This is a genomic window from Microvirga pakistanensis (assembly GCF_004458765.1).
Taxonomy (GTDB): Bacteria; Pseudomonadota; Alphaproteobacteria; order Rhizobiales; family Beijerinckiaceae; genus Microvirga; species Microvirga pakistanensis.
In genome coordinates this window covers 13,271-34,895 of record NZ_SPJX01000185.1, presented here as the reverse complement: position 1 = coordinate 34,895, position 21,625 = coordinate 13,271, and the positions used below count along the sequence as shown (strand labels likewise).

Annotated in this window: 25 protein-coding genes; 20 read left to right on the top strand and 5 right to left on the bottom strand. The window is 64.5% G+C overall.

The annotated features are described in order from the left end of the window. Window positions 1-36: 36 nt before the first annotated feature. Window positions 37-444: a DUF1236 domain-containing protein gene (locus tag E4K09_RS10185; RefSeq protein ID WP_134496642.1), complete on the bottom strand. Its 408-nt coding sequence runs from the start codon at window positions 442-444 to the stop codon at window positions 37-39. A gap of 396 nt (window positions 445-840) precedes the next feature. Here E4K09_RS10185 and E4K09_RS10180 point away from each other — a divergent pair, with 396 nt between their 5' ends. Then, a complete protein-coding gene (locus E4K09_RS10180) occupies window positions 841-1,035 on the top strand; it encodes a hypothetical protein (RefSeq protein ID WP_134496641.1) in 195 nt (64 codons plus the stop codon). A 37-nt stretch (window positions 1,036-1,072) separates the two neighbouring features. Here the strand turns inward: E4K09_RS10180 and E4K09_RS10175 are convergent, their stop codons facing one another. Next, window positions 1,073-2,176: an alpha/beta hydrolase gene (locus E4K09_RS10175; RefSeq protein WP_342211345.1), complete on the bottom strand. Its 1,104-nt coding sequence runs from the start codon at window positions 2,174-2,176 to the stop codon at window positions 1,073-1,075. Between the two features lie 324 nt (window positions 2,177-2,500). Between E4K09_RS10175 and E4K09_RS28985 the strand changes: the two genes are divergently transcribed. Beyond that, window positions 2,501-2,671: a hypothetical protein gene (locus tag E4K09_RS28985; RefSeq protein WP_166802253.1), complete on the top strand. Its 171-nt coding sequence runs from the start codon at window positions 2,501-2,503 to the stop codon at window positions 2,669-2,671. A 241-nt stretch (window positions 2,672-2,912) separates the two neighbouring features. Continuing rightward, complete coding sequence (locus E4K09_RS10170; protein WP_244610437.1) at window positions 2,913-4,025, top strand: tlde1 domain-containing protein; 1,113 nt, start codon at window positions 2,913-2,915, stop codon at window positions 4,023-4,025. 51 nt (window positions 4,026-4,076) lie between these two features. On the opposite strand, the gene E4K09_RS10165 is transcribed toward E4K09_RS10170, so the two are convergent. Next, complete coding sequence (locus tag E4K09_RS10165; protein WP_244610446.1) at window positions 4,077-4,952, bottom strand: SDR family oxidoreductase; 876 nt, start codon at window positions 4,950-4,952, stop codon at window positions 4,077-4,079. A 211-nt stretch (window positions 4,953-5,163) separates the two neighbouring features. Here E4K09_RS10165 and E4K09_RS10160 point away from each other — a divergent pair, with 211 nt between their 5' ends. Further along, complete coding sequence (locus tag E4K09_RS10160) at window positions 5,164-5,868, top strand: glutathione S-transferase N-terminal domain-containing protein (protein ID WP_134496639.1); 705 nt, start codon at window positions 5,164-5,166, stop codon at window positions 5,866-5,868. 27 nt (window positions 5,869-5,895) lie between these two features. Here E4K09_RS10160 and E4K09_RS10155 read toward each other — a convergent pair whose 3' ends face one another. Both E4K09_RS10155 and E4K09_RS10150 read right to left on the bottom strand, forming a co-directional pair. Then, window positions 5,896-7,044, bottom strand: a complete 1,149-nt coding sequence (locus tag E4K09_RS10155) for an amidohydrolase (RefSeq protein ID WP_134496638.1) — start codon at window positions 7,042-7,044, stop codon at window positions 5,896-5,898. A 60-nt stretch (window positions 7,045-7,104) separates the two neighbouring features. Continuing rightward, window positions 7,105-7,995 (bottom strand): MYG1 family protein, encoded by an 891-nt coding sequence (locus tag E4K09_RS10150; RefSeq protein ID WP_134496637.1) that lies wholly within the window; start codon window positions 7,993-7,995, stop codon window positions 7,105-7,107. Between the two features lie 237 nt (window positions 7,996-8,232). Between E4K09_RS10150 and E4K09_RS10145 the strand changes: the two genes are divergently transcribed. The 16 genes from E4K09_RS10145 to E4K09_RS10070 all read left to right on the top strand — a co-directional run bounded on the left by E4K09_RS10145 (window position 8,233) and on the right by E4K09_RS10070 (window position 21,625). Then, window positions 8,233-8,442, top strand: a complete 210-nt coding sequence (locus tag E4K09_RS10145) for a heavy-metal-associated domain-containing protein (RefSeq protein ID WP_134496636.1) — start codon at window positions 8,233-8,235, stop codon at window positions 8,440-8,442. A 66-nt stretch (window positions 8,443-8,508) separates the two neighbouring features. Continuing rightward, on the top strand, window positions 8,509-8,883 hold the full coding sequence (gene copM / locus E4K09_RS10140) for a CopM family metallochaperone (protein ID WP_134496635.1): 375 nt from the start codon (window positions 8,509-8,511) through the stop codon (window positions 8,881-8,883). A gap of 187 nt (window positions 8,884-9,070) precedes the next feature. Next, window positions 9,071-9,373, top strand: a complete 303-nt coding sequence (locus tag E4K09_RS10135; RefSeq protein ID WP_134496634.1) for a hypothetical protein — start codon at window positions 9,071-9,073, stop codon at window positions 9,371-9,373. 317 nt (window positions 9,374-9,690) lie between these two features. After that, on the top strand, window positions 9,691-10,653 hold the full coding sequence (locus E4K09_RS10130) for a PQQ-dependent catabolism-associated beta-propeller protein (RefSeq protein ID WP_134496633.1): 963 nt from the start codon (window positions 9,691-9,693) through the stop codon (window positions 10,651-10,653). Beyond that, window positions 10,650-11,372 carry an ABC transporter ATP-binding protein gene (locus tag E4K09_RS10125; RefSeq protein WP_134496632.1) on the top strand — a complete coding sequence of 241 codons (723 nt, stop codon included), beginning with the start codon at window positions 10,650-10,652 and terminating at the stop codon, window positions 11,370-11,372. Before E4K09_RS10130 ends, E4K09_RS10125 begins: the two co-directional genes overlap by 4 nt. A 159-nt stretch (window positions 11,373-11,531) precedes the next feature. Continuing rightward, the gene (locus E4K09_RS10120) at window positions 11,532-13,325 is read left to right on the top strand and encodes a methanol/ethanol family PQQ-dependent dehydrogenase (RefSeq protein WP_134496631.1); all 1,794 of its coding nucleotides are present in this window, start codon (window positions 11,532-11,534) and stop codon (window positions 13,323-13,325) included. Further along, a complete protein-coding gene (locus tag E4K09_RS10115) occupies window positions 13,306-14,127 on the top strand; it encodes a substrate-binding domain-containing protein (RefSeq protein WP_134496630.1) in 822 nt (273 codons plus the stop codon). The genes E4K09_RS10120 and E4K09_RS10115 overlap by 20 nt, the downstream gene beginning before the upstream one ends. Then, window positions 14,124-14,687 carry a c-type cytochrome gene (locus E4K09_RS10110; RefSeq protein ID WP_134496629.1) on the top strand — a complete coding sequence of 188 codons (564 nt, stop codon included), beginning with the start codon at window positions 14,124-14,126 and terminating at the stop codon, window positions 14,685-14,687. Before E4K09_RS10115 ends, E4K09_RS10110 begins: the two co-directional genes overlap by 4 nt. A gap of 7 nt (window positions 14,688-14,694) precedes the next feature. Further along, window positions 14,695-15,699, top strand: a complete 1,005-nt coding sequence (coxB, locus tag E4K09_RS10105) for a cytochrome c oxidase subunit II (protein WP_134496628.1) — start codon at window positions 14,695-14,697, stop codon at window positions 15,697-15,699. Further along, on the top strand, window positions 15,696-17,609 hold the full coding sequence (ctaD, locus tag E4K09_RS10100) for a cytochrome c oxidase subunit I (RefSeq protein ID WP_134496627.1): 1,914 nt from the start codon (window positions 15,696-15,698) through the stop codon (window positions 17,607-17,609). Before coxB ends, ctaD begins: the two co-directional genes overlap by 4 nt. Then, a complete protein-coding gene (locus E4K09_RS10095) occupies window positions 17,606-18,205 on the top strand; it encodes a cytochrome c oxidase subunit 3 (RefSeq protein WP_134496626.1) in 600 nt (199 codons plus the stop codon). The genes ctaD and E4K09_RS10095 overlap by 4 nt, the downstream gene beginning before the upstream one ends. Window positions 18,206-18,215: 10 nt before the next feature. Further along, window positions 18,216-18,563 (top strand): hypothetical protein, encoded by a 348-nt coding sequence (locus E4K09_RS10090; protein ID WP_134496625.1) that lies wholly within the window; start codon window positions 18,216-18,218, stop codon window positions 18,561-18,563. Then, window positions 18,560-19,480 carry a cytochrome c oxidase assembly protein gene (locus E4K09_RS10085; RefSeq protein WP_244610436.1) on the top strand — a complete coding sequence of 307 codons (921 nt, stop codon included), beginning with the start codon at window positions 18,560-18,562 and terminating at the stop codon, window positions 19,478-19,480. Before E4K09_RS10090 ends, E4K09_RS10085 begins: the two co-directional genes overlap by 4 nt. Further along, the gene (locus tag E4K09_RS30835; protein WP_342211344.1) at window positions 19,461-20,012 is read left to right on the top strand and encodes a c-type cytochrome; all 552 of its coding nucleotides are present in this window, start codon (window positions 19,461-19,463) and stop codon (window positions 20,010-20,012) included. The genes E4K09_RS10085 and E4K09_RS30835 overlap by 20 nt, the downstream gene beginning before the upstream one ends. An 81-nt stretch (window positions 20,013-20,093) precedes the next feature. Then, a complete protein-coding gene (locus tag E4K09_RS10075; RefSeq protein WP_134496623.1) occupies window positions 20,094-20,573 on the top strand; it encodes a DUF411 domain-containing protein in 480 nt (159 codons plus the stop codon). A gap of 41 nt (window positions 20,574-20,614) precedes the next feature. Further along, complete coding sequence (locus E4K09_RS10070) at window positions 20,615-21,625, top strand: ribonuclease Z (RefSeq protein WP_134496622.1); 1,011 nt, start codon at window positions 20,615-20,617, stop codon at window positions 21,623-21,625.

Sequence of the window (21,625 nt, the reverse complement as noted above, 5' to 3'; positions counted from 1 at the left end):
TTACCGACCGCCCCTGCCATCCTCCAGGGATGTCGCTTAGCGGATGACCTGCACGATCTTGCGGCTGCTCGGCTCGACCAGCACAGGGGTGTTGTTCACGACGGTGTACTTGTAGCCCTTCACCTTGTACTGGGCCGGCACCTCGTAATAGGTCACGCCGGATTCCGGCAGAACCGCACCCACGCGCACCTCTTCCCGATAGGTGTAGGACGGGACCGACTGGGTGGTCACGTACTGGCGGAACTCCGGCTGCTGCTGGTCGGCGATCCCGCCCACGATGGCGCCCGTCACGCCGCCAACGGCGGCACCGACCGGACCGCCGACGATGGCGCCGCCAACGGCACCCGTGGCGGCGCCGGCCGCGGCACCGCCGGACTGGGCGAAGGCCGCCGCAGGGGCGAGGGTTGCAAGCACGGCACCAGCAAGAAGAAGTTTCTTCGACATCGATCACTCCTGAATTCAACGTTCGGGCTTAGCGCCCGTCGTCTACATAACGGCCATGCCGTAAAGTAGTTTCCGACATCTGATCCATTATGTGTTGTATTATGTCCCGTTCACGAACATAAACAGCAGATGAACGCGAAATTTATATTGCGTTAAGCATCCCGGCGCTCACGATCGTGCTCGTGGAAACTATCTGCGCGGGAGCACAACGTGCTTGAAGAATGGCGGATGCTCTATCGACACAGCTCAGCTGTGAAAGAGGGAACGCCATTCTCAGGCCGGCAGGGCTGATTGGGGCGCCGTGCACGCTACCAAATAGTCGCGGTCCCGGATCTGTCCCGGCAACCCGAACAGGACTTTCACGTTGTCCTGCCTGAAGCGTTGCAGGAGCAGGCCATGTCCGACCAGAAGCCAGGTGACGTTCCCTCTAACAAGCCGAAGCTGAATCCTGGCGACCAGGCCGATCTGGATACGCCCGGGGCCGGCGAGAACGTCTGCCAGGAATGCAAAGGCACCGGCAAGATCGGCGACAAGGAATGTCCGATCTGCGGCGGGACGGGCGTCGTGATCGAGGAGATCGGCGGCGCCTAAAAGCCGGACCATGGGCGCACGCCCAGCGTCCGCGTGCTTAACGGGCCGGCTGACCGGACAGCGCCTGCCCGACGAGGGTGAACGGCGCCGAGAGAACCGTTCCAGCGGCGTTGAACACGAAGGCTCCGGCCTGGCGAAGTCCATCCTCGGCACCGCTCCGGGGCGCCACCGCCGAATAGATGGCCGCGAAGGCGACAAAGCGGTCGTGGTTGAAGGTGTCGGTGGGCTCTAGGGCCGTGATGTCGACGACCCGCAGGCCTGCCTGACGAGCGACGGCCTGGACCCGTGCGTCCGCTACGTCGAGCGTGCCAACCCGTTCGCGGCCACCGGACAGGCGACTCGAGGCGGCCAATGCCCAATCGTCCTTCGAGACCAGGACGGTCAGCGGCGGCGACATCGGGCCGACCGCCGCCACCTGGGTCCGGAACACGTCGAGGTCGATATCGGGGGCCGCGAGAACGACCTGAAGCCGCTTCAGAACCTCGTCCCTGCCCTGGAGGCGGAGCTGCCGCAGGGTCTCCATCGTCAGCCATCCGCCCATGCTGTGCCCGATCACGGCCACGTTCCGGACGGATCGTTCCCGTGCGAGCATCGACAGAACCTGTGCCAGATAGTCCCGCGAATAAGTCACAGCCTCCCTATCGGCCACGTAGCCGGTGATGGCGGCCTCGGACGGCCAAGCAAAGAGCACCGGCACCGTGTCCGGCTGCGAGTCGGCGCTCAGCTGGGCGAGACGGAACAGGGCCTCCTGGAAATTGGTGTTGTACCCATGCACGAAGACACCCACGTCACGGCCGTCCCGCCCTGACCGGCCGCGCACCCTCTGGCGGAACGCCGCCTCGTCGAGGACGGTCTGGCGAACGGTCACGAAACTGGTCGCGGGATCGGGCGCCGTGCCGGGCCATTCGATCTCACCCGTCCTGTGCCCCGGCGGAATGGAAATCGCGAACTCGGCATAGTTGAGAGCCGCGGCCCGCCCGGTCGTGAAGACATTCTGCTCCGGCGCGCTCCGCTCGCGGGTCGTCGCCACATAGACGGTGACGATCCGCGCACCGGGAACCGCAGCACCCACAGGCGTCAGGACCTCGGGGCCGGGACGGCTCGCGCAGGCGCTGAGCACGAGCATCAGCAGCCCGATCACGAGGCATGCCAGAGGCGGTTGCCAAAGGGACCCGCATGGGGCGTGTTGGACGAATATGCGGTTTCCGGCAACTGGCATGAAAGGCTGTGTCAGTCTTCGCTTGGTGAGGAAACAGGGACGGCATGGCCCGGCGCTCTGGTAGCACAAACTTGTGCTTTGCGAGCCTGGTGGAGTTCATTGGAAGAACCAAGTAGCGTTGAATCCAGCCGCGAACACCCTCGCCGGGGGAATTTGTGCCGCCCCCTCGCGGTCACCTTCAAGAGGAACCAGCCGGATCCGAATGTGTTCTGCCTCGTGGGCCCGTTGTCCGAGCAGGAGAACATCATGGGTATTCGCGCTTGGCTGGCTCTCGCCTCAATCGCCGCCGCAGTCGTCGTCTTCTTCTTTGCCGTTCGCGAGGTTCATACGGATCCCGAGACTGCTCCAGGCCGAGCCGCGAACAAGGAGACAGTAGAACAGATCCCGTCCAATCCGGACACGGTCGCGCCTCGCTGAGGCCTGCATCCTTTTCATGATTGACCTGGCACTCCGCAGACGGCTTGCCGTCGAGACGAGGATCACGGCCGGAGCGGGGTGCCGCGCACGGGCCGGTTATCCTTAATTTAACCGAACCATCGTTCAATGGCCGCGAGTGACAGTGTACTTTCGCGCGCGGCGGTTTCGGCACTCGGAAATTGCCCTCGGCCTGTTCGGCGGAGGCATGTCGTGCGCGGCGAAGTGTTGCGTAGAGTCCGCCATGTTGCATCAGCGCTATCCGTCAGGCCTCCGCGTTCGGCGAAAAAGCCGACACACGCTCCTCCTGACGGCCGCCCTCGTCGCGCTCGCCATCAGTCCAATCGCCTTCTATGCGGACGTCCAGAGGCAAGACGCATCGCCCGCCGCCGAGCTCTCCGCGAGCACCGCCCGTCCCACCGTGCCGGCGAACGCCGAGGTCGCCATGGCGGATCGCGGCGAATGGTCTCCGATGGACCCGAACCTCACGCTCAAGCCCAATGCGCTCGCCTTCGCGGGCAACGCACCTCTCGCGACGGGCTTCACACCATTTAATGCCCCTCAAACGATCGCGGCAGCGGCGGCGCCGATCCTGCCGCAGGCCTCGGAGCCTGCCCAGCCGCAGCAGCCCGCGCCGGAGCCTCCGGTGGCGCAAGCGGTCCAGCCTGTGCCGCTGCCCGTCCCGCGCCCCGCCGAATTCCGGATGGCGAAGGCGCCCGAGGCTCCGAAGCCAGAGACGCCGAGGGCGTCCCGTGCTCCGGCCGCCGGCCCGGTGCAGGTTGCCGCCGCGCCGAGCGCTCCGGAGGACAAACCGTCCTTCTTCGAGAAGCTTTTCGGCATCAAGCCGGCACGGCCGCCGGAAAACGCTCTCGGCTATGCCGCGCTCGACACCGGCAACATGTCTCCGAGCGGCCGCTTCAATCCGACGATCGGGGACGCAACCGCCGTCTACGACATCAGCGCGAAGGTCGTCATCATGCCCAACGGAGAGCGGCTGGAGGCGCATTCCGGCCTCGGCGACAAGCTCGACGATCCCCGCTTCGTTCATGTGCGCATGAAGGGAGCGACGCCGCCCGGCACCTATACCCTCACCGAACGCGAGGCTCTGTTCCACGGCGTGCGCGCCATCCGCCTCAACCCGGTCGGCGGCAGCGCAGCGATCTATGGCCGCGACGGAATTCTCGCCCATACCTACCTGCTCGGGCCCAACGGGGACTCGAACGGCTGCGTGTCGTTCAAGAACTACGACCGGTTCCTGCAGGCCTTCCTGCGAGGCGAAGTGAAGCGTCTCGTCGTCGTCGCCGGGCGCGGCCAGGACGCCCTGCCCCGCATGGTCGGCCGGGGCCGCACGTCCTGAACTGTTCTGAAGGACACAGGATTGAGACAGCCCGCGCGGCGGTGAGCCGGCTTAAGGCTGCCCGCTGCCGCCCGCGGCACCATAGATCTGGCCCGTCGCATAGCTCGCGTCCGACGCGGCCAGCTGCACGTAGATCGAAGCGAGTTCCGCCGGCTGGCCCGGCCGCCCCATCGGCGTATCGCCGCCGAATTCCTGGAGCTTCTCCTGGGTTGCACCGCCGCTCACCTGGAGCGGTGTCCAGATCGGACCGGGCGCGACCCCGTTCACGCGAATGCCTTTCGGGCCGAGCTGCTTGGCGAGCGATTTCGAGAAGTTCATCATCGCCGCCTTGGTCATGGCGTAGTCGACCAGATTGGCGGATGGGTCGTAGGCCTGCTCCGAGGTGGTCTGAATGATCACCGATCCCGGCTTGAGATGTGGCAGCGCCGCCTTGGCGATCCAGAACATCGCATAGATGTTGGTCTTCATGGTCGCGTCGAAATCCTCCGTCGTGATGTCGAGGAGCGACTGGCGCTGCTGCTGCCGGCTGGCATTGTTGACGAGGATGTCGAGACCTCCGAGCGCGCGCACGGCATCGGCGACGATCCGCGAGCACAGGGCTTCGTCGCGGATGTCGCCCGGCAGGGCGACGGCGATGCGCCCTTCCCTCTTGATGAGGTCGATCACCTCGCGGGCATCGGGCTCTTCGTCGGGATGATAGCTGATCGCCACGTCGGCGCCCTCACGGGCATAGGCGATCGCCGCCGCCCGACCGATGCCGGAATCCCCTCCGGTGATCAGCGCCTTGCGTCCCTGAAGGCGGCCGGAGCCTTTGTAAGTGGTCTCGCCGTGATCCGGGCGCGGGTCCATCTGGCCCGCCAGTCCGGGCCAGGGCTGGGACTGGGAGCGAAACGGGGGTTTCGGGTATTTCGTCGTCGGATCTTCCATGGCGATGCCCTCTGTGCTTGCCGTTTGCGCCTCGCCGGAACCTGCAGCGACCGATGCAAAGCCGATGGCCGCACCGCCCACGACGCTTCGTCGCGAGATTGACCCGTCGTCATTCCGCGCCATGTTGCTGCCCTTCCGGTGAATCAGATCACCGGTTAACAGCTCGAGGGAGCCTCGGTTCAATCACAGGCCCTGCCGAATGGAACAATTCATGACAGATCTCTCCGCCTTTCCCATCACCCGGCGCTGGCCCGCAGCCCATCCCGACCGCCTGCAGCTTTACTCCGCGCAGACGCCCAACGGCGTGAAGGTTTCGATCATGCTCGAGGAGATCGGCCTTCCCTATGAGCCGCACCTGATCAATATCGGGGCGAGCGAGACCTGGACCGAGGAGTTCCTGTCGCTCAACCCGAACGGCAAGATCCCGGCCATCATCGACCCCGATGGACCGGGAGGCAAACCCTTGGCGCTCTTCGAATCGGGCGCGATCCTCCTCTACCTCGCGGAGAAGAGCGGCCGGCTCCTGCCGGGCGACGCCGCGCTCCGCTACGAGACCATTCAATGGGTGTTCTTCCAGATGGCGGCCGTCGGCCCGATGTTCGGCCAGCTCGGCTTCTTCCACAAATTCGCCGGACGCGAAATCGAGGACAAGCGGCCGCTCGAGCGCTACCGCGCGGAGTCGAAGCGCCTGCTCGGCGTTCTGGAGACGCGCCTCGAAGGCCGCCAGTGGATCATGGGCGACGAATACACCATCGCCGACATCTCCCTCCTGGGATGGGTGCGCAACCTCGTCGGTTTCTACGGCGCTCGGGAACTCGTCGAGTTCGACTCGCTCAGGAACGTTCCCGCCTGGCTGGAGCGTGGCCTTTCCCGCCCTGCCGTTCAGCGCGGCCTCGAGATTCCGAAACGCCCTTGAGAAACGCTGGGTTAGGCCCCCGAGGGCCTAACCCAGCAGATCCCGCAGCGTCCGCATGAAGATTCTGGACCCGATGGCGATGAGATCGTCGGGAAAATCGTAGTCGGGATTGTGAAGGGCTGCGTGATTCTCACCCGCGCCGAGAAAGAACATTGCCGCAGGGGCATTCGCGCCCAGATGCCCGAAATCCTCCGACGGCCGCATCGGAAGATCGCCCCTGTCGTGCGGCACCCCCTCCGCATCGAGGGCGCGGCGCAGATGCGCCACCGCCTCGGGCGCATTCTCGCAATGGCGGAAGATGTCGTTATAGGAAATATGGACGGACAAGCCGCTTGCAGCCGCCGCATCGTTTGCCAGGCGCTCCGCCCTGGCCACGAGGGCATCCATGCCTGAATCGGTGAGCGTGCGCAACGTAGCCCAGACTTCCCCATGCGCCGGCGCGATACCGAAGGCCGGTTCGCCGATGCGCGCATGCGTGACGGTGACCATCGCGAAGCCTGCATCCATGGGACCGCCGCTGCCGAGCGCGGTGAGCGCCGGCATCAGACGGGCGACGGCGTCGACGGGCGAGAGACCGGTTTCAGGCATCGAGGCATGGGCCGTCTTGCCCGTGAACACGATACGCATGCCGCGCGAGGCGCAACTCACCGGTCCCTCGATGAGCGCCACCCTGCCGAGCTTCATCCCCGGCAGGCTGTGAAGGGCGAACACGAAATCCGGTGCGATTTCGCGGAATTTCGGATCGGCCACCACGGCCGCTGCGCCGGCGCCGGTTTCCTCGGCCGGCTGGAACAGCAGGATGGCACGCCCGCGCCGAGGGCGCTGCCGGCTCAGCCCGCGGGCGAGAGCAGCAAGGATCGCCATGTGCCCGTCATGCCCGCAAAGGTGGGCCTTGCCGGGAATGTGCGACCGATGCGGCGCCTCGGAGATTTCCTCGATCGGCAAAGCGTCGAGTTCGGCGCGGACCATGACCGTCGGCCCGGGTTCGTGCCCCGCGAAGATTCCTGCGACGCCGTGCCCGCCGATGCCCGTGACGATTGTGTCGGCACCTGCCGAGACGAGCAGGGCCTCAACCGTTCGAGCGGTCTCGAATTCCTCTCCCGACACTTCCGGATGGCGATGCAGGCCGCGTCGCCACTCGGTGAGTTCGATCACATCCTGATTGGTCAAGAACATGGAAACGTCTCCGCTCCCACGACGCGTGTTCCTGCGTGGGGATGGCCAGGTTGCTTCGATTTACGCGCCGGCCGCAATCGCCCGTTCCGCCAGGCGAATGGCCGAGGCTTGCGAGCGGGCACCGCAGATGAAGCCGCTCGGATGGCAGAACACCCCGTCGGGAATCCCGGCCGTCTTGGAGAAGGCCTCCTCCTGCAATCCGCGCCAGGATTCCGGCAGCGACAATCTCTGACCGAAGGAGTTCGGCTCCGGCGGAACCGTGCGGCAATACCAGGAGGTGCAATCCTCGTTCGGGTAGATCACGAACAGCAGATCAGTCAGGCCATGCTCGAACACGGCCTTCTCCCACGGGAGCTTGCGGTCGAGCACTATGACGCGAGGGTTCGCGATTTCTCTGGCGGCTTCGAGCACGAACGACGTTGCCTTGGCTTCCGCATAGGCCTGGCGGCAGGCCCGCTGCAGGACGCCATGGGCGAGCCCCGCCGCCTCCATGAAGGCCTCATCGTAGGTTTGGGTGCTGTCCCATGTCGGGTTGAAGGCTTCGATCAGCAGGGCGAGATGACTGGGGCACGCAGTCGCGACGCCGTTATCCGCCTGATCGATCGGAAGCACGATGCCGGACTCCACATCCTGCCACACGGAATCGACCGCGCTTTCGTCCATCCCGGCCACGAAGGCATGCAGGGCGGCCCGGCCATAGTCACGCCAGATCAGTCCTACGGAACTGTACGGCGTGCCGTCCTCCCGTCGCGGCAGATCGCGCATGTGGTGATCATACCGCCTTCTGACGGGATCATAGATTCCGCCCACATCGAAAACGATATCGGCAGCGTCAATCAGGCTGGCGTCGCGGGTGCGAATAAAACCGAAATCCCCGAGGGCGGCACGCAGAATGGCGAATGCGAACACATCATCCGCATGGAATGTCCCGCTATGGGTTACAATCTTCATTCTTCCAATCCAGTCGATGCTTCGAAACGCGCAGCTCTCCAACCGCCAAGCTGGGCGCTCATATAACCTTATCACGATGGCAAGGAATAGCGTCGATGCATCCGAACGGCCCTTTTCTACATGTTTGAGAAGTTATCTTCCAGGTGGGGAGAGCCGCGGCATGGCGACCAGGCGCTTGACCTTGCCACGGTAGGAAGGCCCAAAGAGCCGGAATCCCGATCAATGAAGGATTCTGTCATGCATGACTTCCATATCCTGGGGATGACCTGTGGCGGCTGCTTTGGCGCCGTGACAAGGGCGATCCAGCAGCTCGATCCGCAAGCCAAGGTCGAGGGCGATCTTGAGAACCGCAGGATTGCGGTCGCGTCGGACACATCCGAAGAGACGCTGCGCGCGGTGCTGGAAAGGGCCGGCTATCCAGCCGAGCCGCATTCTACCCTACGTTGAGATTCCTGCGGATTTCATTCTGGATATCTCAACCCCTTCACGCTCATCCGATCAAGGAACATGACAATGATCATACGCTCTCTGATCCTTGCAGCAGGCCTCGCTGCGCTCCCTTCCCTCGCGGCGGCGCAAGGGGCCCATAGCGGGCATTCGATGCCGATGCAGACGCAGCAATCGACCGACAGCCCCGCCACGAAAGGCTACCGCGACGCCAATGCGAAAATGCATCGCGACATGAGCATCCCATATTCCGGCGATTCCGACGTCGATTTCGTCCGGGGCATGATCCCCCACCACCAGGGGGCAATCGAAATGGCCAAGGTGGCTCTGCAGCACGCCAAGGATGAACAGATCCGCAAATGGGCCACGGACGTCATCCGCGAGCAGGAGCGTGAGATTGCGGAAATGCAAGCCTGGTTGAAGAAGAAGGGCGTCCAATAGAAGCAGGAAAACCAAGCTTTTCCCTCGGGCTGGCGCGGCATCGCCCGAGCCTCACCTTGGCAGTGTCATTCAACTTCCGAGACGTGTACAGAAGGAAGGCTGCGCACTTGTGAGGAGCTCCCTGCTTCGAACGAGAGGGCTCGTGCGTTAACGGGTATCCCTTGCGGGCGACAGGAAAGGAAAAACCATGTTCACGCTTACAATCAGCGACAAGCCGATTGCTATTACCAATGCAGATGAGGAGGAAGCCCGCGAGCTCCTCACGAGCGAGGACTTCAAGGAAGACCTCAAGTACCTGGAGAGCGAAGGCGCTCCGATCTGGGATGGCTTCGCCACGCTCAATGTGCGGCCCGCTACCGAAGAGGAAAAGGCCGAGTTCGAGGGCGCGGATTTCGACGACGAGGAAGACGACGATGATGATGAGGAGGACGGTCCCTACATCATGTTCCTGGTCGACGTGACCGATCCGGACGAGGCGGACGAGGACTAGCCCCTCGGCGCCGAAACGCGTTTCGACCAGGCCGCGCCTCGGCATCCCGGGCGCGGCCGCTTCTTTGAGGGGTCCAGGTGGAACAACAGCCGAGCTTGGCCGTTTGATTGATGCGCCTGTTTCCTGCTATCGAGACGGCACATGGTTCCAAGGTTCGTCTCCGGCTTCTCCCTCCTTATCTCCTCCCTTTCGTCTTGGCGGCAGACCTCACCTCGGCAATTGCGCGCGGTGACGTCCGGAACCTACACCTGGAGGGTCGATGCGATCGGGCACGAGCCGTCGGAGCTCGACAGTCCGGGAACGGACGAGGAAAGCCGATGCGTATCCTGAACCACAGCCTCGTCTGCCTCCTGTGCCTGACCGGCCCTGCCCTCGCGGAGACGGTCTATGTCTCCAACGAGCAGGACAACACGGTCTCGGTGATCGACGGCGAGAGCCTGAAGACGACGGGAACCATTAAGGTTGGGCGGCGTCCGCGCGGCATCGCCCTGAGCCATGACGGGACGAAGCTTTATGTGGCGGTTGGGGACGACGATCGCATCGACGTGGTGGACCTAAAGTCGAAGCACGTGGTCGGCACCATTCCGTCAGGTCCCGATCCGGAGTTCTTCGCCGTTCATCCGGATGGTCAACGGCTGTTCGTCGCCAACGAGGACAACAACCTTGCTTCCGTCGTCGACCTTTCCAGGCACGCCATCGTGCAGGAGATCGAGGTCGGCGTGGAACCGGAAGGGGTCGGCGTGAGCCCGGACGGACGCCTTGCGGCCGTCACGTCCGAGACCACGAGCATGGTCCATGTGATCGACGCGGCATCCTCGGAGCTGATCGACAACGTCCTGGTCGACACCCGCCCCCGCATGGTTCTCTTTTCTCCCGACAGCAGGCAGCTCTGGGTCTCATCCGAGCTGCGCGGCACCGTCTCCGTCTTCGACGCGCAGACACGGGAACCGATTACGAAGATCGGCTTCGAGGTGCCGGGCGTCCCCCGAGAGCTCGTCCAGGCGGTGGGCTTGCAGCTCACACCGGACGGCTCCCGAGCCTACGTGGCGCTGGGGCCCTCGAACCGGGTCGCGGAGGTCGACGCCAGAACGTTCGCGGTGCTCCGCACCTATCTCGTGGGCCAGCGCGTCTGGCATATCGCTCTCTCGCCCGACGGCAAGCGCCTCTACACGGCCAACGGCACCTCGAACGACGTGTCCGTGATCGATCTCGAGGACCGGCGCGTCGTCAAGAGCATCGGAGTCGGACGCTCCCCCTGGGGCGTGGTGGTGGCACCATGACAGCTCTCCTGGTTGAAAACCTGGCCCATGAATTCGGCAAGCGCCGCGCCTTGAACGAGGTCAGCTTTTCCGTGGAGCCGGGCACGTTCTGCGTGCTTCTCGGCCCGAACGGTGCTGGAAAGACAACCCTGATTTCCCTGGTCACGGGACTTTATGCGGCCCGGCAAGGTGAGATCCGCATTCTGGGACAGCGCCTGCGGACAGATCCTCTGAGGGCCCTTGCCCAGCTCGGAGTGGTGTTTCAGGCCTCCACCCTCGATCTCGATCTGACCGTATCCGAAAACCTTCTCTATTTCGGCTCCCTGCACGGATTTTCCAGGCGGGAGGCCAGGGAGCGCTCGGCCATCGAGCTGGAGCGTCTGAACGTGGCCGACCGGATGAACGACAAGGTACGCAACCTTTCAGGCGGCCTGAGGCGGCGGGTCGAGATCGCCCGTGCCCTGATCCACCGCCCGCGCCTGCTCATCGTCGACGAAGCGACGGTCGGTCTCGATGTGATCGCACGGCAATCCTTGCTTCACCATGTCCGGTCGCTCTGCCGGGATCAGGGGCTGAGCGTTCTTTGGGCGACCCACCTGCTCGATGAGGTCGAAGCCGACGATGGTCTGGTCGTGCTTCACCAAGGCCGCGTGTGCTGGCGCGGACGGGCCGGCGACCTCTCCCGTACCGCGGCGGGCCTGGAGGACGCGTTCCTCAAGCTGACCGGGCAAGCTGGCTGAGGCCGCGGAAGCATTCTGTCCGAAACGCCGATTTCGGACCCGGTGGGCCGCCCCGAGCCGAGCCTCTTCAGGAACATACCCTTGGCATGAATCGTTAAGCTTGAGGATTCCTGTTGTGTAAGGCGTGAGGTTCCGGGGATGCACCGAGGCTTGGCTTTCATGCGCCGCAGCGTCGCTCAGGCATTCCTGATCCTGTCAACGTCCCTCCCGGCCGTCGCGCAACAGCAGCCCATTCCCGCAGCCCCGCCGGCGGCCGCCCCGTCCGAGGACGGGCAATGGACGATGCCGGCCAAGAATTTCGCCAGCACCCGCTACAGCGAGCTGGACCAGATCAATACGGAGAATGTGAAGAACCTTCAGGTGGCCTTCACCTTCTCCACGGGCGTGAACAAGGGCCAGGAATCCTCGCCTCTCGTGGTCGGCACCACGATGTACGTGCTCTCGCCCTACCCCAATATTCTCTATGCGCTCGACCTGACGCAACCGGGCGCGCCGCTGAAATGGCAATACAACCCCAAGCCTGACTCCGCAGCGCAGGGCGTCGCCTGCTGCGACGTGGTCAACCGCGGCCCCACCTTCGCGAACGGCAGGATCTACTTCACGACCCTCGACGCCCATGTGGTGGCAGTGAACGCCGAGACGGGCGAGGAGGCGTGGAAGACCAAGCTCGGCGACATCAACAAGGGCGAGACCATGACCATGGCTCCCCTGGCGGTCAAGGACAAGGTCATCGTCGGCATCTCGGGCGGCGAATACGGCGTGCGCGGCTGGATTCAGGCGCTCGATGCCAACAGCGGCCAGAGCGTCTGGAAAGCCTATAGCACCGGCCCCGACCAGGACGTGAAGATCGGCCCCAATTTCAAGCCCTTCTACGACAGCGACAAGGGCAAGGATCTCGGCGTCAGCACCTGGCCGCCCAATGCCTGGGAGCAAGGGGGCGGCACGGTCTGGGGTTGGCTCTCCTATGACCCCGACTTGAACCTCGTCTATCACGGCACCGGCAATCCGGGCCCATGGAACCCCAACCAACGCCCGGGCGACAACAAGTGGACGGCCGGCATCTTCGCCCGCGATGCGGATACCGGCGAAGCGCGCTGGTTCTACCAGACCGCGCCCCACGACCTGCACGACTGGGACAACATCAACGAGCTCGTCCTCCTGGACCTGGAATGGGAGGGACGGCCGCGCAAGGTTCTGGTGCATCCGGGACGCACGGGCTTCGTCTATGTGATCGACCGGACCACCGGCGAGGTCCTCTCCGCCAAGCCGTTCCACGCGTTGACGGCCGTCACGGGCGTCGACCTCAAAACCGGCCGCATCCAATATAATTCCGACAAGGAGCCGGTGAACAACCGGGTGGTGCGCGACATCTGCCCGACCGCGCCCGGCTCGAAGGACTGGAACCCCAGCGCCTTCTCGCACAAGACCGGCATTCTCTACATCCCGCATATGAACATGTGCATGGATTGGGAAAGCGTGGAGCCCAACTACATCGCCGGTACGCCCTATGTCGGCGCCGAGGTGCGGATGTTCCCCGGACCGGGCGGGCATATGGGCGAGTTCTCCGCCTGGGACATCAAGGAAGGCAAGGAGCTCTGGACCATCAACGAGCGCTTCCCGCTCTGGAGCGGCGCCATGGCGACAGCCGGAGACGTGGTCTTCTACGGCACCATGGACGGCTGGTTCAAAGCGGTCCACGCCCGCACCGGCGAGGTGCTGTGGCAGTTCAAGACCTCCTCCGGGATCATCGGGCAACCAACCACCTATCGTGGGCCCGACGGCAAGCAATACGTCGCCATCCTCTCCGGTGTCGGTGGATGGGCAGGCTCCATCGTCTCAGGCGATCTCGACCCACGCGACGGCACGGCAGCGCTCGGTTTCGTCAACGCCATGCGCGATTTGAAGAACGTCACCACCAAGGGAGGAACGCTCTATGTGTTCAAACTCCCTTAAGGCGGCTCTCGTCGCGGCTCTCCTCGTCTCCGGTTTCGCCGAGGCGCGCGAGCTTAAGGTCTGCGCCGATCCGAACAACCTGCCCTTCTCCAATGACAAGGGTGAAGGCTTCGAGAACAAGATCGTGGAACTCATCGCCCACGATCTCGGCGCAACGGTCACATATGCCTGGCGCGCCCAGCGAAGAGGCTTTCTACGGGAAGGCTTGAAAGCCGAAGCCTGCGATCTGGTCCCGGCACTTCCGAGCAATCTGGAGGGCGTGCGCACCACCGCTCCCTATTATCGCTCGTCCTATGTCTTCGTGACTCGCGCGGACGAGCCGGTCCCGCAATCCTTCAACGACGCGCTTCTGCGGGAGCGTAAAATCGGCGTGCAGCTCGTGGGTGACGACGGCTGGAACACGCCGCCCGCCCATGCGCTCGCCAAGCGCGGCATCGTCGGGAACGTACGCGGCTACAGCCTTTACGGAGATTATCGCGAGCCGAACCCGCCGGCCCGGATCATCGAAGCGGTGGCCGATGGCAGCATCGATGTGGCCATCGCCTGGGGCCCGCTCGGAGGCTACTTCGCCACCCGGCAAGCCGCGCCGCTGAAAGTCGCGCCGGTCAAACCCTTCTTCGACGGTCCTCAGCTGCCGATGGTGTGGGATATCTCCATGGCCGTCCGCAAGGGGGACGACGCCCTGCGTGATGAGATCGAAGCGGCGCTCGTTCGCCTGAAACCCCGGATCGACGCCATTCTCGAAGATTATGGCGTTCCCCGTGCCGACAAGGCTGCGAGGAATGGGGAGATCCGGCCATGAAGAAGCCCATCTGGCTGCTCCCGGCTGCTCTTCTTCTGCTCTCCGCCTGCGAGCGGGAGAAGCGTGAATTCCGCCCCGCGCAGGTGTCCGAGGAGACGGATGAGAAGATCGCTCTCTCGTCCCTCTCCGCCGGCCCGTCTCCCCCCTCACAGCAGACCACGGGCAAGGGCAAGAACTTCGAGGAGAACGCCTACCACATCAGCGAGGGCCAGAAGCTCTATACCTGGTTCAACTGCAACGGATGCCATTCCAACGGAGGTGGGGGTTCCGGCCCGGCGCTGATGGACGACCGTTGGATCTATGGCGGGTCTATCGAACACATCGTGCAGACCATCCGCGAGGGACGTCCGAACGGCATGCCGTCCTTCCGTGGCAAGATCCCCGACGACCAGGTCTGGCAGATCGCAGCCTATGTGCGCTCCATGGGCCGTTACACGCCGAAGGCTGCTTCCCCTGCCCGGAGGGACGACATGCACCCGGGCCCCGCGGAGCAGCGCCGCCCCCCGGCAGAGATGAATCCGGGCGGCAGCATCCCGTCCTCGGCGCAGATGCCTCAGTGAGGCCTCGATGGGAGCGCGCCCGTTCCTCATCCTTCTCTCCGCCTTGCCCCTCTCCGGCTGCTCGGGCTGGCAATCGGCCCTCGACACCCATGGCCCTCACGCGGACAGCCTCGCGCGCCTCTTCTGGATCTTTCTCGCGATCCTGAGCACGGTCTGGATCGTGACGATCGTCATGCTGCTCCTGGCGCTGCGCCGCAGGCGCGAACCGGGGGACGATCCACTCATGACGCATCCCGGCACCGAGCGGCGCATGACGATCGTCGTGTCGTCTGCCGTGGCGCTGACCGCGCTCATCGTCATGGCCCTGACAATCGTGAGCTACGGCGCGCAGAGGGTTCTGTTCGCGAGCAGGGACGGGCCGCTCACCCTGCTGGTGACCGGGCAGCAATTCTGGTGGAAGGTGCAGTACGAGGACGCCTCGCCCGCCCGCACCTTCACGACCGCCAACGAAATCCATATCCCCGTCGGGGAGAAGGTGCTGATCAAGCTCGAATCCAGCGATGTCATCCATTCCTTCTGGGTGCCGAGTCTCAACGGCAAGCTCGATGCCATCCCAGGGCGTCAGAACCAGATCGAGATCCAGGCCGACCGGCCGGGCGTCTACCGGGGCCAATGCGCCGAGTTCTGCGGGTGGCAGCACGCCCATATGGGCCTGCTCGTCGTGGCGGAGACCAGGCAGGATTTCGAGCGCTGGCGCGACGGACAGATCAGCGCGGCGCACATCCCCGACGATCCGGAGGAGCAGAAGGGCATGGAGATCTTCATGACCAAGCCCTGCATCATGTGCCACCAGATCCGCGGCACCTCCGCCGGCGGCAAGGTGGCGCCCGACCTCACCCATGTGGGCAGCCGGCAATATATCGCGGCGGGCACCCTGCCCACGACCCGCGGCAACATCGCCGCCTGGATCGTGGATCCGCAGGGGATCAAGCCCGGCGTGCACATGCCCCTCGTCCAACTCGCGCCGGAGGAGATCCAGCCGCTGGCCACCTATCTGGAGAGCCTGAAGTGAGCGAACTTGCGGCCGGCAAGGATGTGTTGCGCGATACCGACCTGGGCGATGCCGAATTGTCGGCGCGCCTCGCCAGGACCTGGGGCACCGCCAGGGGGATCATCGGCGCGCTCTCCACGGTCGATCACAAGATCATCGGCCGCCGCTACATTTTCACCGCCATCTTCTTCCTTTTCCTCGGCGGTCTGGCGGCTGTCGCCATGCGCCTGCAGCTGGCGCGGCCGGAGAGCCAGCTGATCGGGCCCGATCTCTACAACCAGCTCTTCACGATGCATGGCACGACGATGATGTTCCTGTTCGGCGTGCCTATCGGCGAGGCCTTCGCGGTCTATCTGCTGCCGCTCATGATCGGCACGCGCAACATCGCCTTTCCGCGCCTCAACGCCTATTCCTACTACGTCTACCTCTTCGGCGGTCTCATGATCTGGATCGCTTTCATGCTCAATATCGGCCCGGATACGGGCTGGTTCTCCTATGTTCCGCTGGCCGGCCCCGAGAATTCGCCCGGCAAGCGCGTGGATTTCTGGGCACAGATGATCACCTTCACGGAGGTCGCCGGCCTTGCCGTGGCGATCCAGGTGATCGTGACGGTGTTCAAGCAGCGCGCGCCCGGCATGACCCTGGACCGCATTCCGCTCTTCGTCTGGGCGGAACTCGTCAACGCCTTCATCATCGTCTTCGCGCTGCCCGCCGTCGTGACCGCCTCGGCGATGCTGATCATGGACAGGCTCGTCGGCACCCATTTCTTCAATCCGGCCGAGGGCGGGGATGCCCTGCTCTACCAGCACCTGTTCTGGTTCTTCGGCCACCCGGAGGTCTACATCATCTTCATCCCGGCGACGGGCTGGGTCTCCGCCATCGTCGTGACCTTCTCGCGGCGGCAGGCCTTCGGCTATCTGCCCCTCGTGCTCTCGCTCATCGCCACAGGCTTTCTCTCCTTCGGCCTCTGGGTGCACCACATGTTCACCACGGGCCTGCCGCAGCTGGGAGCGAGCTTCTTCACCGCCTCCAGCATGCTGATCGCCATTCCCAACGGCATTCAGATCTTCTGCTGGATCGCGACGCTCTGGGACGGGCGACCGGTCTTCCGCACCCCGCTCCTCTTCGTCATCGGATTCTTCTTCATCTTCATCGCAGGCGGCCTGTCCGGCATCATGCTGGCTTCGGTGCCGCTCGACACCCAGGTGCACGACACCTTCTTCGTGGTGGCGCATTTCCATTACGTGCTCATCGGCGGCAACGTGTTTCCGCTGCTCGGGGCGGTGTATTACTGGTTCCCGAAATTCACCGGCCGGATGATGAGCGAGCGGCTGGGCAAGTGGAATTTCTGGCTCGCCTTCATCGGCTTCAACATCGCCTTCTTCCCCATGCACATCACGGGCCTGATGGGCATGCCGCGCCGGGTCTACACCTACCTGCCGGAAATGGGCTGGGGCAACCTCAACCTGATCTCGACGGCCGGCGCGCTCATCCTCTTCGCGAGCTTCGTCCTGTTCCTCTACAACATGGTCACGAGCGCAAGAAGCGGTCCGCTGGCCGGCGACAACCCCTGGGATGCCGGCACGCTCGAATGGGCGACCACCTCGCCGCCGCCGCCGCAGAACTTCGACCGCATTCCCTTCGTGACCAATCGCGAGCCGCTCTGGGCCGAACGCGAGACGCTGCCTGTCGTGACGGGCCTCGAGGTAAACAAGCGCGAAATCCTCGTCACGACCGTGTCGGAAGCCAGAGCCGACGTTCGCGAGCCGTCGCCGGATCCGTCCCTCTGGCCGCTCCTCGCCGCGATCGCGACGTCGATCACGTTCGTGGCCTCGATCTTCACGCCCTGGGCGGTGGTGTGGGGCGGCGCCCTGGTGGCGATCACCCTGACGGGCTGGTTCTGGCCCAAGAGCGAGGAGGACGAGGAATGAAGCATCGCCCCGTTCAGGACGTCTCGTCCCTGCCGGATCTCGCCTTCGGCCCCCGCATGACCACGTGGTGGGGCACACTCGGCTTCTGCGCCGTCGAGGGCGCGGGCTTCGCGATGGCGATCGGGGCCTACCTCTACCTCGTGTTCATCAATGGGCAATGGCCACTCAGCGCCCCGCCGCCGGACCTGCTCTGGTCAGGCGTCTTCACGCTGCTGCTGCTCGCAAGCCTCTGGCCGAACCATCTGGCAGGGAAAGGCGCGAAGGCGCAGGACCTCCCCAAGGTCCGGCGCACCCTTGTGATCATGAGTCTGAGCGGCGTCGCCCTGCTCGGGATCCGCGTCTTCGAGTTCTACGGCCTGCATGTCCGATGGGATCAGAACGCCTATGGCTCCATCGTCTGGCTGCTCCTGGGTCTGCACACGCTGCACGTCCTGACCGATCTCGGCGACACCATCGTTCTGACGGTGCTCATGTTCACCCGTCACGGGCGCGGCAAGCGGTTCAGCGACGTGGAGGACAATGCCTTCTACTGGAACTTCGTCGTGATCACGTGGCTTCCCATCTACGTCCTGCTCTACTGGCTCCCGAGGATGTGAGGCGATCGTCATGGCCCGTCTTCGCACAGGAATCCCATCGGCCGGCATTTTCATGGGGCCCTTGGCCTGGCTCATCGATACGCAGATCAACTACGCCCTCGTGCCCTGGATCTGCGCGCATCAGGTCCAGCTTGTGCCCGTGGTGGCCTTCGCGGCCGCCGTCGTCAGCCTGGCGGGAGGCCTCCTGTCGTGGCGCGCATACCGGATGTCGCCCGTCACTCCCGCGCCGGACAGCACGGGCGCCGGACGCCCGCATCGCTTCACGGCGCTCATCGGCGTCGCGATGGCCGCCCTGTTCACGGCCATCATCGTCCTGCATGGCATAGCCGGTCTCATGTTCCACGGATGCGAGCGATGAGATCCTCGATAAAATCCTTGGCTCTGCCGCTCATCCCTCTGCTGCCCTCAACCGCCCTTGCCCATGGCGGCGATCACCACCTGCCCTCGCCCTGGTCGCTCGAAACCTGGGTGGCCCTGGCCCTTTTCGTGTCGGCCGCTCTCTATCTCACCGGCGTGTTGCGCCTCTGGCGCGGGCTCAGGATCGGCCGAGGCGTCCGTGTGTGGCAATTCCTCTGCTTCATGCTCGGCTGGCTCCTGCTCGCCATCGCCCTGATCTCGCCCGTTCACGCCTTGGGGGAACGCCTCTTCACGGCGCACATGCTCGAGCATGAGATTCTCATGGCTGTTTCCGCTCCGCTGCTCGTGATCGCGCGACCCGTGGGCGGGATGCTGTGGGCCCTCCCCCAAGGCGGAAGACGCCTCGTCGGCACCATCGCCCGAAACCGGGACATCGCCCGCCTCTGGAGCGTCCTGATCGATCCCTTCGCGGCAACGCTCATCCATGGTGCCGCCCTCTGGATCTGGCATCTCCCCATCCTGTTCAATGCCGCGCTGGCAAGCCCTCTCGTGCACGGAGTGCAGCATGTGAGTTTCTTCGGTACTGCGATCCTGTTCTGGTGGTCGCTGCTGCGCGGTCGGGCCCGCACCCGCGGCTACGGCACGGCGTCCTTTTATCTCTTCATCACCGCGCTCCACTCGGGCTTCCTCGGAATCCTGATCGCGCTGACGAAAACGCCGATCTATCCTGGCCAGACAGAGGCGGCGCCGGATTGGGGCCTCACGCCCCTGGAGGATCAGCAACTTGCCGGTCTCATCATGTGGGTGCCGGCCGGAGTGGTTTATGCTGTAGCGGCTCTTGCCATGATGGGGATCTGGATCAGCCGGTCGAGCCGAATGTCCGCATCGGGAGGCGTTCATGCCCCGCTTCCTCGGTAGAACGATCTTCTCGGCGCTTGGGGCGGTCGCCGTCGGCTATTCCCTGGCCAAGCGCGCAGGGCAGCCACAGCGCACAAGGCAAGCCACGGCGCCCGAAGGCGCGATCGCTCCCTTCGTCCAAGCGCCCTACAGGCTGCCGCGCAGCGCCTTCATCGCGTTCGTTCTCCTGCTGGTGGTAGGGGCTGTCGGTTACGGGGGCTTTGCCTACAGGGACATGCGCGAGCGGGAGCAGCTCGCCGAGGCCATGACGGGAGGGGATCTCCACCGGGCCGAAGATCACATCATCCGCTACGGCTGTGCCGGCTGCCACACCATTCCCGGAATCTCCCGGGCGAACGGTCTCGTCGGGCCTCGGCTCAACTCCATCTCCCGCCGGGTCTATGTGGCCGGCATGTTGCCCAACTCGCCGGACAACCTGATCCGCTGGATCGCCAACCCGCGGGATGTGAACCCGAGAACGGCGATGCCCGTTACCGGGATCTCGACCGGAGAGGCACGAGATGTGGCAGCCTATCTCTATTCCCTACGGTAGGTGCCTCTAGCCGTTCGTACTTGACCTTGCCATTCCGGGAGGGTCCAGATCATGGCGATATGGCTCGAAGGAGGTTCGATCATGCACTCCAACGCGACGATCTGCCGGAGGGCAGTTCTGGCAACGCTCATCGCCTCACCTTTTGCGTTCCGCACCGCTGCGGCGGACGCCCCCCGCAGGATGGTGGTGACCAAGGATCCCAGCTGCGGCTGCTGCAGCGCCTGGGTCGAGCATATCCGGTCGGCAGGATTTAGCATCGAGGTTGTCGAAACGCCCGATATCAGCCGCGTGAAGGCCCGTCTAGGCGTTCCGCAGAACCTGGCCTCATGCCACACGGCTGAAATCGATCGCTACGTGATCGAGGGTCATGTGCCTGCCGACGCCATCAAGCGGCTTCTCGCCGAGCAGCCCCACGCCAGGGGACTTGCGGTACCCGGGATGCCGGCAGGCTCCCCTGGAATGGAAGTCCCGGACATGGAGCCGCAGACCTTCGAGGTCGTCCTCTTCGGCCCGTCTGGCCAGCGTTCCTTCGCTCGCTATAAGGGCAACGAACCGCTCTGACACCCTCGGGAACACTGGGCCGGCGGCCTCGTTGGCCCTCCATGTCCTGGCTTGTTCAACCCCGCCTCGTGAACGATCCCTTCAGCGATCCAGGCGTCTACCTCGATTTCCGGTATGGTCGCCGGGCGATCCTTTTCGATCTCGGCGACGTGAGCGCGCTGTCGTCGCGCGAGCTCCTGCGGGTCAGCCATGTCTTCGTCTCTCACACCCACGTGGATCACATCGCCGGGTTCGACCGCCTGTTCAGATTGTGCCTGCACCGGCCCTCACCGCTCGTCATGATCGGACCGCCCGGTTTCGCCGATCAGGTCGAGCATCGCATCCGCAGCTTCACCTGGAACCTGCTCGACGAGAACTCGGTCGATTTCTGCCTTCGCGCCCTCGATTACGACGGCCTGCGCCTCGTCAAGGGCATCGAATTCCATGCCCGCGAAGCGTTTGCGCGGCGCGATGTGGAACCGCCGGAATTCCCCGGAGGGGTCGCCTGGGCGGAAGCGGATTTCACCATCGAGTGCGTTGCGCTCGACCATGGCATCCCCTCCCTGGCGTTCGCGCTGAAGGAGGTGATGCAGGTCAATGTCTGGCGCGGAGTGCTTGCCGAGATGGGGCTGCCGCCGGGGTCCTGGCTGAACGAGGCCAAGGGAGCCGTGCGCCGTGGAATGCCGGACGAGCATCGGATCGTCGTGTCCGACAACCAGACCATCAGGTTGGGCGACCTGAAGCATCGCGCCCTGCGCGTGGCCCCGGGCCAGGTCGTCGCCTACGTTACCGACGCAGCGCCCCATGTGCGGAACCGCGACAGAATTCTCAAACTGATCGACAGGGCGGACCAGTTGTTCATCGAGGCGGTGTTCCTGGAACGCGACCGGCACCTCGCCGAGGCCTCATGCCACCTGACCGCCTGGGAGGCGGGCGCTCTTGCCCGCGAGGCCGGAGTCCGTCACCTGACGCCGTTCCACCATTCGGCGCGCTATCTCGCCGAACCCGATGCCCTGCCGCAGGAAGCCTTCGAGAGCTTCACGAGCGGCAGGACCCGGTCCCTGACGGCGTGA